Source organism: Streptomyces sp. NPDC001153, from assembly GCF_053598315.1.
The window spans coordinates 23,874-37,281 of record NZ_JBSFJZ010000014.1 but is presented as its reverse complement, the minus strand read 5'-3'; the positions used below and the strand labels follow the sequence as shown (position 1 = coordinate 37,281).

At 72.6% G+C, this 13,408-nt stretch carries 11 protein-coding genes; 3 read left to right on the top strand and 8 right to left on the bottom strand.

Annotated features, from left to right (window positions below):
• Positions 1-45 precede the first annotated feature (45 nt).
• Positions 46-315: a hypothetical protein gene (locus ACWDEN_RS17715; protein ID WP_351623108.1), complete on the top strand. Its 270-nt coding sequence runs from the start codon at positions 46-48 to the stop codon at positions 313-315.
• Positions 316-326: 11 nt separating this feature from the next.
• Here the strand turns inward: ACWDEN_RS17715 and ACWDEN_RS17710 are convergent, their stop codons facing one another.
• The 4 genes from ACWDEN_RS17710 to ACWDEN_RS17695 form a co-directional block, all read right to left on the bottom strand.
• Positions 327-845, bottom strand: a complete 519-nt coding sequence (locus tag ACWDEN_RS17710) for a DUF4240 domain-containing protein (RefSeq protein WP_450859657.1) — start codon at positions 843-845, stop codon at positions 327-329.
• Between the two features lie 66 nt (positions 846-911).
• The gene (locus tag ACWDEN_RS17705; protein WP_450859598.1) at positions 912-1,928 is read right to left on the bottom strand and encodes a helix-turn-helix transcriptional regulator; all 1,017 of its coding nucleotides are present in this window, start codon (positions 1,926-1,928) and stop codon (positions 912-914) included.
• A 122-nt stretch (positions 1,929-2,050) separates the two neighbouring features.
• Entirely contained in the window at positions 2,051-4,753 is a 2,703-nt protein-coding gene (gene aceE / locus ACWDEN_RS17700; protein WP_450859597.1) for a pyruvate dehydrogenase (acetyl-transferring), homodimeric type, read from the bottom strand.
• 270 nt (positions 4,754-5,023) lie between these two features.
• Complete coding sequence (locus ACWDEN_RS17695) at positions 5,024-5,647, bottom strand: GntR family transcriptional regulator (RefSeq protein WP_351623101.1); 624 nt, start codon at positions 5,645-5,647, stop codon at positions 5,024-5,026.
• Between the two features lie 104 nt (positions 5,648-5,751).
• Here ACWDEN_RS17695 and ACWDEN_RS17690 point away from each other — a divergent pair, with 104 nt between their 5' ends.
• The gene (locus ACWDEN_RS17690) at positions 5,752-6,198 is read left to right on the top strand and encodes a hypothetical protein (protein ID WP_450859596.1); all 447 of its coding nucleotides are present in this window, start codon (positions 5,752-5,754) and stop codon (positions 6,196-6,198) included.
• Positions 6,199-6,269: 71 nt separating this feature from the next.
• Here ACWDEN_RS17690 and sucB read toward each other — a convergent pair whose 3' ends face one another.
• The 4 genes from sucB to ACWDEN_RS17670 form a co-directional block, all read right to left on the bottom strand.
• The gene (gene sucB / locus ACWDEN_RS17685) at positions 6,270-8,069 is read right to left on the bottom strand and encodes a 2-oxoglutarate dehydrogenase, E2 component, dihydrolipoamide succinyltransferase (RefSeq protein ID WP_450859595.1); all 1,800 of its coding nucleotides are present in this window, start codon (positions 8,067-8,069) and stop codon (positions 6,270-6,272) included.
• Between the two features lie 61 nt (positions 8,070-8,130).
• Entirely contained in the window at positions 8,131-9,519 is a 1,389-nt protein-coding gene (lpdA, locus tag ACWDEN_RS17680; protein WP_351615209.1) for a dihydrolipoyl dehydrogenase, read from the bottom strand.
• A gap of 268 nt (positions 9,520-9,787) precedes the next feature.
• A complete protein-coding gene (locus tag ACWDEN_RS17675) occupies positions 9,788-11,323 on the bottom strand; it encodes a leucyl aminopeptidase (protein ID WP_450859594.1) in 1,536 nt (511 codons plus the stop codon).
• Positions 11,324-11,677: 354 nt separating this feature from the next.
• Positions 11,678-12,463, bottom strand: a complete 786-nt coding sequence (locus ACWDEN_RS17670; RefSeq protein ID WP_450859593.1) for an adenosylcobinamide-GDP ribazoletransferase — start codon at positions 12,461-12,463, stop codon at positions 11,678-11,680.
• A 60-nt stretch (positions 12,464-12,523) separates the two neighbouring features.
• Between ACWDEN_RS17670 and ACWDEN_RS17665 the strand changes: the two genes are divergently transcribed.
• Positions 12,524-13,288: a hypothetical protein gene (locus ACWDEN_RS17665; RefSeq protein ID WP_450859592.1), complete on the top strand. Its 765-nt coding sequence runs from the start codon at positions 12,524-12,526 to the stop codon at positions 13,286-13,288.
• The last annotated feature ends 120 nt before the right edge of the window (positions 13,289-13,408 follow it).

Here is a 13,408-nt window from a genome sequence, read left to right as displayed (position 1 = left end):
CGCCCTACGGTCGTGCCCATCACCAGCCGACTGGAGGTGGGCATCATGAACAGCAGTCGTGTCCATGCGAAGTCCACGGCCGAGAGCACCGCCGGGAGCACGGCCGGGACCACGGAGCGGGCGAGGGGGACCTGGACCGCGCGCGGCCCCTGGGCGGTGCTCTGCGCGGTCGCGACCGTCGTCCTCGGCCCGGCCGCGGCCACCGCGTCCGCCCTCGACCAGGCCAACGCCGCGCCGCTGCACCACGCGGTGCGGGCCGACCAGGCCCAGGCCCACCTGCAAGCCGACAGCACCCGCAGGCGCACGGCCGGCTGAGCCGGGGCGGGCTACTGCCGGAAGCGGTCCCACAGCCGGGGGAAGCGGGCGGCGAGCGCCCGCTCGTTCTCGAAGTCCACCGGCGAGCCCTCCGGTTCGGCGGGCGCCGGGGCGATGCCCAGGTCGGGCGCGACGGTGCCGGTCAGCTGCTCATAGGCCTCGTCCGCCGCGTAGCCCAGTTCCTCGCCGTCGCCGTCGATCTCCTCGTCGAACTCCTCCAGCAGCTCCGCCAGCGAGTCGGGATCGTGCAGGGCGCCCTCGTAGACCTCCCGGCCCTGGCCGATCAGCCAGCAGCGGAAGAAGTCGAACGCGTCGTCGCTGGCCCCGTCCAGCAGCACCCAGGCCGCGCCCCACAGGTCCCAGCGATAGGAGCGGTTGTAACGCGCCTCGAAGTGACGGGCGAAGTCCAGAATCAGCTCGGGATCCAGCTGGAGCAGCCGGTCCACGAGCACGTCGGCCTGTTCCTCGGGGTCACCCTCCGCGGCCTCGCGGGCGGCGTCGATCAGCTCCCAGAACTCCGTCTCGTCCATCACGCCACCAGCATCGGGCCTCCACCGGTGGGGCGCACGCGGAGTACGCCGGAGTGCGGCGGATCGTTATCCGGCGTCCGATCCGGCGTTCGTACGGCCCCGGGGGCGCGGACCGCCGTACAGCGCGGCCAGTCGTGCCGCGTCCCGGGCGAACCGCTCCCGCAGGCCCTCCGGGGCCAGCACCTCCGCCTCCGCACCGAGCGCCGTCAGCTGTGTGTGCGCCACCTCCTCGGACTCCACCGGCAGCGTCACCGTGACCCAGCCGGCCCCGTCCGGCTCGGGCGGCCCGCTCATCGCCTCGCGCGCCGCCGGCGGATCGACGGCGTACCGCAGCATCCGCACCCCCTCCGGGGACAGCCGTACGACGACCTCGGCGCGCAGGATCGAGCGCGCGAACCGCTCGGCCTGCTCGGCCCAGTGGCCGGGCAGATCGAAGTCCGGATCACGGGAGAAGCGTTCCTGCAGGGGTTTCACGGCGCCGAACCGGTCGATCCGGTAGGTCCGGAAGGAGCCGGCGTCGGCGACCCGCGCGCACAGGTACCAGACGCCCGCCTTGAGCACGAGCCCGTACGGCTCCAGCACCCGCTCCACCTCGCTCTCCCCGCGCCGGTAGCGGGCGATGACGCGGCGGTCGTCCCACACCGCCTGCGCGACCGCCGGCAGCAGCGCGGGCGTCTCCGGCTCCCGGAACCAGGCCGGCGCGTCCAGATGGAACCGCTGGGCGGCGCTGTCCGGGGCGTCCCGCAGTGAGGGCAGCAGCGCCGCGGACACCTTCAGCCGGGCCGCGGAAGCGGCGTCCTCCAGCCCCATCTCCCGCAGCGCCCCCGGCACCCCGCTCAGGAACAGCGCCTCCGCCTCGCTCCTGGCCAGCCCCGTCAGCCGCGTCCGGTATCCGCCGACCAGCCGGTAGCCGCCGGCCCGGCCCCGGTCCGCGTACACCGGCACGCCCGCCTCCGACAGCGCCTGCGCGTCCCGGGTGACCGTCCGCTCCGACACCTCCAGCTCCCGGGCGAGTTCGGCGGCGGTCATGGACGGCCGGGACTGCAGCAGGAGCACCATCTTGATGAGCCGGGCCGCACGCATGGCGCCAGCCTGCCACGAAGCCCGCCGGCCCGGCGGTGGACTCCTACGCTGGAGGCAGGCCGCCGCGGCGGGCCGGGAAGGTCACCCTCCTCCGCCCGCCGCGACGGCGCACACCGGCCGACTTACAGCCCGTACTTCTCCCGGGCCTCCTTGACCGCCGTGGCCTTCACCTCGCCGCGCCTGGCGAGCTGGGCCAGGGCCGCGACGACGATCGACTCGGCGTCGACGCCGAAGTGGCGGCGGGCGGCCTCACGGGTGTCCGACAGACCGAAGCCGTCGGCGCCCAGCGAGGACCAGTCCTGCTCGACCCACTGCGCGATCTGGTCCGGGACCTGGCGCATGTAGTCGGAGACGGCCAGCACCGGGCCCTCGGCGCCCTGCAGCGCCTGGCGGACGTACGGCATCCGCTCCTCGCCGCGCAGGAGGGCGGCGTCCGCCTCCATCGCGTCGCGGCGCAGCTCGGACCAGGAGGTCGCCGACCAGACGTCGGCCGCGACACCCCACTCCTCGGCGAGCAGCTTCTGGGCCTGAAGGGTCCAGTGGATCGCCGTACCGGAGCCCAGCAGCTGGATGCGCGGGGCGTTGGCGGCCGGGGACAGGCCCGCCGACTCCGCCGTGTTGAAGCGGTACAGGCCCTTGACGATGCCCTCGTCGATGCCGAGGCCGGCCGGCTTGGCGGGCTGCGGCAGCGGCTCGTTGTAGACCGTCAGGTAGTAGAAGACGTTCTGGTCCTCGCCCGGCTTGGCCTCGCCGTACATCCGGCGCAGACCCTCACGGACGATCACCGCGATCTCGTAGGCGAACGCGGGGTCGTACGTCAGCGCGGCCGGGTTGGTCGCGGCGATGACCGGGGAGTGGCCGTCGGCGTGCTGCAGGCCCTCGCCCGTCAGGGTCGTACGGCCGGCGGTCGCGCCGACGAGGAAGCCGCGGCCGAGCTGGTCGCCGAGCTGCCACATCTGGTCGGCGGTGCGCTGCCAGCCGAACATCGAGTAGAAGATGTAGAAGGGGATCATCGCCTCGCCGTGCGTCGCGTACGCGGTGGACGCGGCGATGAAGTCGGCCATCGAACCGGCCTCGGTGATCCCCTCGTTGAGGATCTGGCCGTTCTTGGCCTCCTTGTAGTACATCAGCTGGTCGCGGTCGACCGGCTCGTACGTCTGGCCCTTGGGGGAGTAGATGCCCAGGGACGGGAACAGGCTCTCCATGCCGAAGGTGCGCGCCTCGTCGGGGACGATCGGCACCCAGCGCCTGCCCGTCTCCTTGTCGCGGACCAGGTCCTTGACCAGGCGGACGAAGGCCATGGTGGTGGCCACGTTCTGCGAGCCGGAGCCCTTGTCGAAGGAGGCGAAGGCCTTCTCGGCCGGGGCGGGCAGCGGGGCCAGCGCGTGCGTGCGGCGGGCCGGGGCCGGGCCGCCGAGGGCCGCGCGGCGCTCCTGGAGGTAGCGGACCTCGGGGGAGTCGGCGCCCGGGTGGCCGTAGGGCACCTGGCCGTCGGTGAAGTCGCTGTCCTTGATCGGCAGGCCGAGCAGGTCGCGCATGGTCTTGAACTCGTCCACCGTCAGCTTCTTCATCTGGTGGTTGGCGTTCTTCGACGCGAAGCCCTCGCCCAGGGTGTGGCCCTTGACCGTCTGGGCCAGGATCACGGTCGGCGCGCCCTTGTGCTCGACGGCGGCCCTGTACGCGGCGTAGACCTTGCGGGCCTCGTGACCGCCGCGCGAGAGGTGGAAGCACTCGAGGATCTTGTCGTCGCTCAGCAGCTTCGCCATCTCCGCCAGCGCCGGGTCCTTGCCGAAGAAGTCGGCGCGGATGTAGGCGGCGTCGCGGGTCTGGTACGTCTGGATCTGCGCGTCCGGTACCTCGCGCAGGCGGCGTACCAGCGCGCCGGTGGTGTCGAGGGCGAACAGCTCGTCCCAGGCGGTGCCCCACAGGGTCTTGACGACGTTCCAGCCGGCGCCGCGGAACTGGGCCTCCAGCTCCTGCACGATCTTGAAGTTGGCGCGGACCGGGCCGTCGAGGCGCTGCAGGTTGCAGTTGATGACGAAGGTGAGGTTGTCCAGCTCCTCACGGGCGGCGAGCGCGAGAGCCGCGGTCGACTCGGGCTCGTCCATCTCACCGTCGCCCAGGAAGGCCCAGACGTGGGAGGCGGAGACGTCCTTGATGCCGCGGTTGGTGAGGTAGCGGTTGAAGCGCGCCTGATAGATCGCGGAGAGCGGGCCGAGGCCCATCGACACCGTCGGGAACTCCCACAGCCAGGGCAGGCGGCGCGGGTGCGGGTACGACGGCAGGCCGTTGCCGCCGGCCTCCTGGCGGAAGTTGTCCAGGTGCGCCTCGTTCAGGCGGCCGTCGAGGAAGGCGCGGGCGTAGATGCCGGGGGAGGCGTGGCCCTGGATGTACAGCTGGTCGCCGGAGCCGTCGCCCTCCTTGCCCTTGAAGAAGTGGTTGAAGCCGGTCTCGTACAGCCAGGCGGCGGAGGCGAAGGTGGCGATGTGCCCGCCGACGCCGTACTTGCTGCCGCGGGTCACCATCGCGGCCGCGTTCCAGCGGTTCCACGCGGTGATCCGGGCCTCCATCTCCGGGTCGCCGGGCAGGCCCGGCTCGGCGGAGGTGGGGATGGTGTTGACGTAGTCCGTCTCGAGGAGCTTCGGCAGCGCGATGCCGCCCGCCTCGGCGCGCTCCAGCGTGCGCCGCATCAGGTACGCGGCGCGGTGCGGCCCGGCCTCCCTGGCGACGGCGTCGAGGGAGGCCTGCCATTCGGCGGTCTCCTCCGGGTCGCGGTCGGGGAGCTGGTCGAGCGCGCTCGGCTGGATGGCGTTGGGGTCGGTCATGTCGCCGCCTTCCTCAGTCGAAGGGGGTTCCCTCATCGGTAAGGGTTCGGGGGTGCCCTAGGTCTTTGGCAGGACAGGGCTAGGACTTCGGTGGAAGTCCGTCGGCGACTGTAACTCGCTGATCGATGATCGATCAAAGGGTTGAGGTCGAAAACCTCTTGATTTGGAGAAAGTCGGCACGCGGTGCCTTCGCCTATGGCACCCGGTGACGCTGAATCGCCTTGTTTTCGCAGGTGGGGCGGCGTCTGAGCGGGGGCCCGCTCGACTGAATCAAGCGCGGGGCGCGCAGCCCAGCACGTGCGCCTTCACGATCTCCGCGATGCGCGGATCCCGGCGCTTGAAGGCGGCCACCAGTTCCTCGTGCTCCTCCGCGTACGACTGCTGGACCGTGCCCAGCCAGCGGATGGACAGCGCCGTGAAGACCTCGATGCCCAGGCCCTCCCAGGTGTGCAGCAGAACCGAGTTGTGCGCGGCGCGCACCAGCTCGCGGTGGAAGCCGACCGTGTGGCGGACCTGGGCGGTGCCGTCGGCGTCGCGGTCGGCCTCGTACAGGGCCAGGACATGCGGCTCCAGGGCCGAGCAGTCCTCGGCGAGGCGGTCGGCCGCCAGCTCCGCCGCGATGGCCTCCAGGCCGGCCCGGACGGGGTAGCTCTCCTCCAGGTCGGCCGCGGACAGGTTCCGCACGCGGACGCCCTTGTTCGGCGCGGACTCGATCAGACGGAGGGTCTCCAGCTCGCGCAGTGCCTCACGCACCGGTGTCTGGCTGACCTCCAGCTCGGTGGCGATCCGCCGCTCCACGATCCGCTCACCCGGCTGCCAGCGCCCGCTGACGATCCCCTCCACGATGTGCTCGCGGATCTGTTCGCGCAGCGAGTGGACGACGGGCGCGGTCATTGAGGGCTCCTTCGGGAGGGCTGACGTTTAGACAATACGGTGGGTTCGCTCCGTGGGTAGGGCACGTGGGCGTGCTTTGGTGCAGGTGAGACGAGGCGCACACGGTGAGCGGGGTGCATGAGGGCTCGGTGCGCCGTGCCGTCGGGCTGGTGCGGGTGGTCCGGTGGCGCCCAGGAGACGGCGCGCCGTCCGCCGATCCCGCACCTGTCGCCGGGACCCGCCCCTCCTCGACGCTGCGGCCGGCGATCTCCGAGGAGTCCGCGTCCCAGCCGGTGCCGGGCCACTTGATGTCGTCGACCGGGCCGTACGCGGGCGCCTTGTCCACGACGACCGGGGGCGCCTTCGGGGACGTCAGGGGCCCTTGCAACGTGCGCGGCCCGCCAGTCGGCCTCGGCGTACTTGTGGGTTGTGTCCGTCGGGCCGACGGCAGCCAGTACGCCGTCGGCGTCGCCGGGCTGGGCATGGAGGCCGGGGCCCCGGACCGGCTCGCCGTGAGCGGCCGGCTCGCGCTGGTGGCGGCCGCACCTCTCCCCGCGTGGCCCCGCTCGTAACGAGCAGCGCCCCCGCCCGGAGAAGGACTCCGGGCGGGGGCGCTGCCGAACCGCCGTGGGGCTCCCGAGCCTTACAGGCCGAGCTCGACCTCGAACTCGCCCGCCTCGAGGATCGCCTTGACCGCCGTCAGGTAACGGGCCGCGTCGGCGCCGTCGACCAGGCGGTGGTCGTAGGAGAGCGTCAGGTAGGTCATGTCGCGGACGCCGATGACCGTGCCCTCCTCGGTCTCGATGACGGCCGGACGCTTGACCGTGGCACCGATGCCGAGGATCGCGACCTGGCCCGGCGGCACGATGATCGTGTCGAACAGCGCTCCGCGCGAACCGGTGTTGGAGATGGTGAAGGTCGCGCCGGACAGCTCGTCCGGGGTGATCTTGTTGGCGCGGACCTTGCCGGCCAGCTCCGCCGTGGCCTTGGCGATGCCCGCGATGTTGAGGTCGCCGGCGTGCTTGATGACCGGGGTCATCAGGCCCTTCTCGGAGTCCACCGCGATACCGATGCTCTCGGAGTCGAAGTAGGTGATCGTGCCCTCGGACTCGTTGATCCTGGCGTTGATGACCGGGTGGGCCTTCAGCGCCTGGGCCGCCGCCTTCACGAAGAACGGCATCGGGGAGAGCTTGACGCCCTCGCGCGCGGCGAAGGAGTCCTTGGCCTGGGCGCGCAGCCGCATCAGGCGGGTGACGTCGACCTCGACGACCGACGACAGCTGGGCCTGCTCGTGCAGCGCCTTGACCATGTTGTCGCCGATGACCTTGCGGATGCGCGGCATCTTGACGGTCTGGCCGCGCAGCGGGGAGACCTCCAGCGCCGGGGCCTTCTTCGCGGCGGCGGCGGCCGGAGCGGCGGCGGCCGGAGCCGGAGCGGCCGCGGCGGCCTTCGCGGCCTCGGCGGCGGCGATGACGTCCTGCTTGCGGATGCGGCCACCGACGCCGGTGCCCTTGACGGTGGCCAGGTCGACGCCGTTCTCGGCGGCGAGCTTGCGCACCAGCGGGGTCACGTACGCGCCCTCGTCCGTCGCCTGGGTGGCGGTCGGGGAGGTCGGCGCGGTGGCCGGGGTCAGCGGAGACGGGGCGGGCGCCGGTGCGGCCGGGGCAGCGGCGGCGGGCGCCGGAGCCGGGGCGGCGGGGGCCGGGGCGGGCGCGGCCGGGGCAGCCGGAGCCGCGGGGGCGGCCGGAGCCGGAGCCGGGGCAGCGGCGGCGGGCGCCGGGGCGGCAGGGGCCGGAGCGGCGGCCGGGGCGGCACCCGGGGCGCCGATGACGGCGAGCTTGGCGCCGACCTCGGCGGTCTCGTCCTCGTTCACCACGATCTCCAGCAGCACGCCCGAGGCGGGCGCCGGGATCTCGGTGTCGACCTTGTCCGTGGAGACCTCGAGCAGCGGCTCGTCGGCCTCGACGGTGTCACCGACCGACTTCAGCCAGCGGGTGACGGTGCCCTCGGTGACCGACTCACCGAGCGCGGGCAGGACCACGTCCGTGCCCTGGGCGCCACCGGCCGGGGCGGCCGGGGCGGCGGCGGGGGCCGGGGCGGCCGGAGCCGCGGGGGCCTCGGCGGCCGGGGCCGGAGCGGCGGGGGCGGCGGCCGGGGCCGGAGCCTCGGCAGCGGCGGGGGCCGGGGCGGCCGCGGGGGCGCCGGTGCCGTCGTCGATGACGGCCAGCTCGGCGCCGACCTCGACCGTCTCGTCCTCGGCGACCTTGATGGAGGCCAGCACGCCGGCGGCCGGCGAGGGGATCTCGGTGTCGACCTTGTCGGTCGAGACCTCGAGCAGCGGCTCGTCGGCCTCGACGCGTTCTCCCTCGGCCTTCAGCCAGCGGGTGACAGTGCCCTCGGTGACGCTCTCACCGAGCGCCGGAAGGGTTACGGAAACCGCCATGGTTTCGGTTGCTCCTAACGAATTGCGGAAGTCTGTGTCGTCGCGCCCGTTGACCGAAGGCTCAGTCGTGGGAGTGCAGCGGCTTGCCGGCGAGCGCCAGGTGCGCTTCGCCCATCGCCTCGTTCTGCGTCGGGTGGGCGTGGATGAGCTGGGCGACCTCGGCCGGCAGCGCCTCCCAGTTGTAGATCAGCTGGGCCTCGCCGACCTGCTCACCCATGCGGTCACCGACCATGTGGACGCCGACCACGGCACCGTCCTTCACCTGGACGAGCTTGATCTCGCCCGCGGTGTTGAGGATCTTGCTCTTTCCGTTGCCCGCCAGGTTGTACTTCAGGGCGACGACCTTGTCCGCGCCGTAGATCTCCTTGGCCTTGGCCTCGGTGATGCCGACGGAGGCGACCTCCGGGTGGCAGTACGTCACCCGCGGGACACCGTCGTAGTCGATCGGAACGACCTTCAGACCGGCCAGACGCTCCGCCACCAGGATGCCCTCGGCGAAGCCGACGTGCGCGAGCTGGAGCGTCGGGACGAGGTCACCGACGGCGGAGATGGTCGGGACGTTGGTCCGCATGTACTCGTCGACGAGGACGTAACCGCGGTCCATGGCGACCCCGGCCTCCTCGTAGCCCAGGCCCTGCGAGACCGGGCCGCGGCCGACGGCGACGAGGAGGACCTCGGCCTCGAACTCCTTGCCGTCCGCCAGGGTGACCTTCACGCCGTCCTGGGTGTACTCGGCCTTCTGGAAGAAGGTGCCGAGGTTGAACTTGATGCCGCGCTTGCGGAACGCGCGCTCGAGAAGCTTCGAGGAGTTCTCGTCCTCGACCGGGACGAGGTGCTTCAGGCCCTCGATGACCGTGACGTCGGCACCGAAGGACTTCCACGCCGAGGCGAACTCGACGCCGATGACACCGCCGCCCAGGATGATCGCGGACTGCGGCACGCGGTCCAGGACGAGGGCGTGGTCGGAGGAGATGATCCGGTTGCCGTCGATCTCCAGGCCCGGCAGCGACTTCGGCACGGAGCCGGTCGCCAGCAGGACGTGGCGGCCCTGGATGCGCCGGCCGTTCACGTCGACGGAGGTGGGGGAGGACAGCCGGCCCTCACCCTCGATGTAGGTCACCTTGCGGGACGCGATCAGACCCTGCAGGCCCTTGTACAGGCCGGCGATGACGCCGTCCTTGTACTTGTGGACGGCCGCGACGTCGATGCCCTCGAAGGTGGCCCTGACGCCGAACTGCTCGCTCTCGCGGGCCTGGTCGGCGATCTCGCCCGCGTGCAGCAGGGCTTTGGTGGGGATGCAACCCCGGTGCAGGCAGGTGCCGCCGACCTTGTCCTTCTCGATCAGGGCGACGTCCAGGCCCAGCTGCGCCCCGCGCAGGGCCGCGGCGTAACCACCGCTACCACCGCCGAGGATCACTAGGTCGAAAACGGTGCTGGCGTCGTTCGCCACGTCACGTCCTCCATGCATGTGCGCCTTGCGCCGATCTCCTGTGACCGGCGGGCGGCTGGTGTCCGGCCGCTTGATGCTTCGGCCCTTCGGTGGGGGCCCTGTCCTGCCGGGCTCCATCTTTGCACTTGTTCGAGGCGGACGAGACGCCGGGCCTGAGTGTGAGACACCCCACTGAAGCGTCCCGAAGGGGCGCGGGGAACCGTGTGAACAACCCCGTGCCCCCTCAAGCCGCCGTGCGACCGGGCGGAACCGAGCGCTCAGGCGAGCATCAGCCCAGGTCACCCGCGGCCGTCAGCTCGGCGAGGCGCACCAGCGTCCGGACAGCGGAACCGGTACCACCCTTCGGCGTGTAACCGAACGGACCGCCCTCGTTGAACGCCGGGCCGGCGATGTCGAGGTGCGCCCAGGTGATCCCCTCGCCCACGAACTCGCGCAGGAACAGACCGGCGACCAGCCCGCCGCCCATCCGCTCGCCCATGTTCGCGAGGTCGGCGACCTGGGACTCCATGCCCTTGCGCAGGTGCTCCGGCAGCGGCATCGGCCAGGCCGGCTCGCCGACCTCCTCCGCCGCCTCGTGCACCGCGGAGCGGAACGCGTCGTCGTTCGCCATGACACCGAACGTCCGGCTGCCGAGCGCCAGCATCATCGCGCCGGTGAGGGTCGCGACGTCCACGATCGCGTCCGGGTTCTCCTGCGAGGCCGCCCACAGCGCGTCGGCGAGCACCAGCCGGCCCTCGGCGTCGGTGTTGAGGACCTCCACGGTCTTGCCGCTGTACATGCGGAGCACGTCACCCGGGCGCACGGCGGAGCCGGACGGCATGTTCTCGGCCAGCGCCAGCCAGCCGGTGACGTTGACCTCCAGGCCGAGGCGCGCGGCGGCGACGACGGCGGCGAACACGGCGGCGGCACCGCTCATGTCGCACTTCATCGTCTCGTTGTGCCCGGCCGGCTTCAGCGAGATGCCGCCCGAGTCGTAGGTGATGCCCTTGCCGACGAAGGCCAGGTGCTTCTCCGCCTTCGGGTGGGTGTACGACAGCTTCACCAGGCGCGGGGCGGCCGAGGAGCCGCCGCCGACGCCGAGGATGCCGCCGTAGCCGCCCTTGGCCAGGGCCTTGTCGTCGAGCACCTGCACCTTGAGGCCGTGCTCCTTGGCCGCGGCCTGCGCTTCGGCGGCGAACGCCGCCGGGTTGAGGTCGTTCGGCGGCATGTTGATCAGGTCGCGGGCGCGGTTCAGCTCCTCGGCGACGGCGACGGCACGGGCGACGGCCCCCTTGTGGGCGGCGTCGCGCGGCTTGCCGCCGAGCAGCGCGGCCTCGGCCAGCGGCGCCTTGCCGTTCTTGGCCTTCCCCCCGTTCCCGTTCCCCTTGTAGACGTCGAAGGAGTACGCACCGAGCAGGATGCCCTCGCTGATCGCGCCGACGGCGCCCGGGCCGTCGACGGGCAGCGCGAACGCGGCCTTCCTGGAGCCGGCGAGCGCGCGGGCGGCCACGCCGGCGGCCTTGCGCAGCGCCTCGGCGTCGTAGCTCGCGTCCTCGCTCTTGGCGTCCGGCTCCGTGCCCAGGCCGACCGCCACGACGATCGGCGCCTTGAAGCCGGCAGGAGCGGGCAGCTTCGTCAGCTCGCCCTCGGCACCCGCGGCGCCGAGGGTCTCCAGGACGCCGGCCAGCTTGCCGTCGTACGCCTTGTCCACGGCCTCGGCGCCCGGCGCCACGACGGGGCCCTTGGTGCCCTTGGCGACACCGATCACGATCGCGTCGGCCCGCAGGCCGGGCGCCGCAGAGGTGCTGAGAGTCAGAGCAGTCACGGTGGTGAATTCTCGCTTCCGATGTATTGCGATCCTCGATCGCCCTGTAGGGCAATCGCCAGTGCAGGGGTGGGTGGGCCCGAGAGCCGACCTTAGGCCCAGACCAGGGCACGGAGGGCAACCGGGGCCTTCACCCTGTCGGCGAACACCCGGGACGAGACTACGCGCGTGCGCCCGTTCGCTCATTCCTACGGGCGTTCACCTGTGCGTGGCGTCGTGGTCACTTCCGCCTCCCGGGCAGCGTGCGACGCGTCTGCACGGCCCTGGGAACGGGCCTCGTTCACACCGCACGGGGACGAGTGAGCTCCGGCATCGAGGAGTTCGGGCCCTGTGAGGGGCTGACGGCGGAGAAGCTCACCGGCCCAGGGAAAGCACCACGAGAGCGGTGGTCGCCGCCGTCTCCGCCAGGGCGCCGAAGACGTCACCCGTCACCCCGCCGAAGCGGTTCGTGCAGCGGCGCAGCAGGAGTTCGGCCGTGGCCAGGGACATCAGGACCGCTGCCGCCGCGCGCACGGCGTCGTACGGGCCGAGGGCCGACTGCCAGGCCGCCGAACCGATCGTGAAGGCCGCGGTGACGGCCAGCGCGCCCGGTACCGGCACGACGCCGGCGACCGCCGCCCCCAGCCCCTCCGGGCGGGCGGCCGGCACCCCGGTGCGGGCGGCCAGGGTGAGCGCGAGCCGGGCCGTGATCGCCGAGACGACGGCCGCCAGGGCGCCCCGTGCCCAGGAGTCGCCGTACAGCTGTGCCAGCACCGCGACCTGGGCCAGCACCACCAGGACCAGGGTGATGACCCCGAACGGCCCGATGTCCGACTGCTTCATGATGCGGAGCGCGTCCTCGGCGGGCTTGCCGCTGCCCAGGCCGTCGGCGGTGTCGGCGAGGCCGTCGAGGTGCAGCCCTCGGGTGAGCGCGGCCGGTACGGCGACGGAGGCGGTGGCGGCGAGCAGCGGGCCGGCGCCGAGGAGAAGCAGCAGCAGTCCGGCTCCGGCCGCGCAGCCGCCCACGACCAGACCGGCGACCGGGGCGTTCAGCATCCCGCCGCGTGCGGCCTCGCGGTCCCAGCGGTGCACCCGGACGGGCAGCACGGTGAGGGTGCCGAAGGCGAAGCGGAGGCCGTCGAGCGGTGAGGACTTGGGCACCGGCGAAGGTTACCCGGCGGTCGCGGAGCCGCTCTCCGCACCCGAGGATAAGGTGCGCATATGGGGCACTGGTGGGTACGGAACATCGTCGAACCGGGCAAGCTCCCGATGCTGCTCGCCCTCGCCGCGTTCCTGTTCACGTTCGCGGTCACCCGGGTGATCACCCGGCTGATCCGGGCCGGCAAGGGCCCGTTCAAGAACGTCAGGGCGGGCGGGCTGCACATCCACCATGCCGTCCCCGGGGTCGTCCTCACCATCGTCGGCGGGTTCGGCGCGGTCGCCAGCGACCGGCACGGCGCGGGCGGTGCCGTCGCCGCCGTGCTGTTCGGGATGGGCGTCGGCCTGGTCCTGGACGAGTTCGCGCTGATCCTCCACCTGGACGACGTCTACTGGACCGAGGAGGGCCGCAAGAGCGTCGAGATCGTCGTGCTCACCGCCGCGCTCGTCGGCTTGCTGCTCGCCGGGTTCGCCCCGTTCGGCGTCAACGACCTGTCCGCGCAGGAGCTGCAGGACCGCGGCGGTGCCCTCAGCACCATCGGCGTCAACTTCCTCTTCGCGCTCATCGCCCTGAGCAAGGGCAAGGCGCGCGTCGCGGTCTTCGGGGTGATCGTGCCGCTGGTCGCGCTGGTCGGCGCGATCCGGCTGGCCCGCCCCGGCTCCCCGTGGGCCCGCCGCTTCTACGGCCGCCGCCCCCGCGCCCGCGCCAAGGCCGCCCTGCGCGCCTACCGCCACGACCGCCGCTGGGCCCGGCGGAGCCGCGCCGTCCAGGACTGGATCGGCGGTAAGCCGGACCCGCGCCCGGTCCGGTTGCCCGAGCGTCGCTGAGCGGGGTGTGGGCGGGAGCCGGGGTCGGGTTGTCCGTGGGGCCGCGGCTTTCCCCGGCCGCCGTTTCGCGTGCCTACCGCCACGACCGGCGCCGGGTCCGGCGGAGCCGCGCCGTTCAGG

Coding starts and splice junctions, on each gene's coding strand:
- ACWDEN_RS17715 (WP_351623108.1), top strand. CDS start 46: ATGAACAGCAGTCGTGTCCATGCGAAGTCCACGGCCGAGAGCACCGCC.
- ACWDEN_RS17710 (WP_450859657.1), bottom strand. CDS start 845: ATGGACGAGACGGAGTTCTGGGAGCTGATCGACGCCGCCCGCGAGGCC.
- ACWDEN_RS17705 (WP_450859598.1), bottom strand. CDS start 1,928: ATGCGTGCGGCCCGGCTCATCAAGATGGTGCTCCTGCTGCAGTCCCGG.
- aceE (WP_450859597.1), bottom strand. CDS start 4,753: ATGACCGACCCCAACGCCATCCAGCCGAGCGCGCTCGACCAGCTCCCC.
- ACWDEN_RS17695 (WP_351623101.1), bottom strand. CDS start 5,647: ATGACCGCGCCCGTCGTCCACTCGCTGCGCGAACAGATCCGCGAGCAC.
- sucB (WP_450859595.1), bottom strand. CDS start 8,069: ATGGCGGTTTCCGTAACCCTTCCGGCGCTCGGTGAGAGCGTCACCGAG.
- ACWDEN_RS17665 (WP_450859592.1), top strand. CDS start 12,524: ATGGGGCACTGGTGGGTACGGAACATCGTCGAACCGGGCAAGCTCCCG.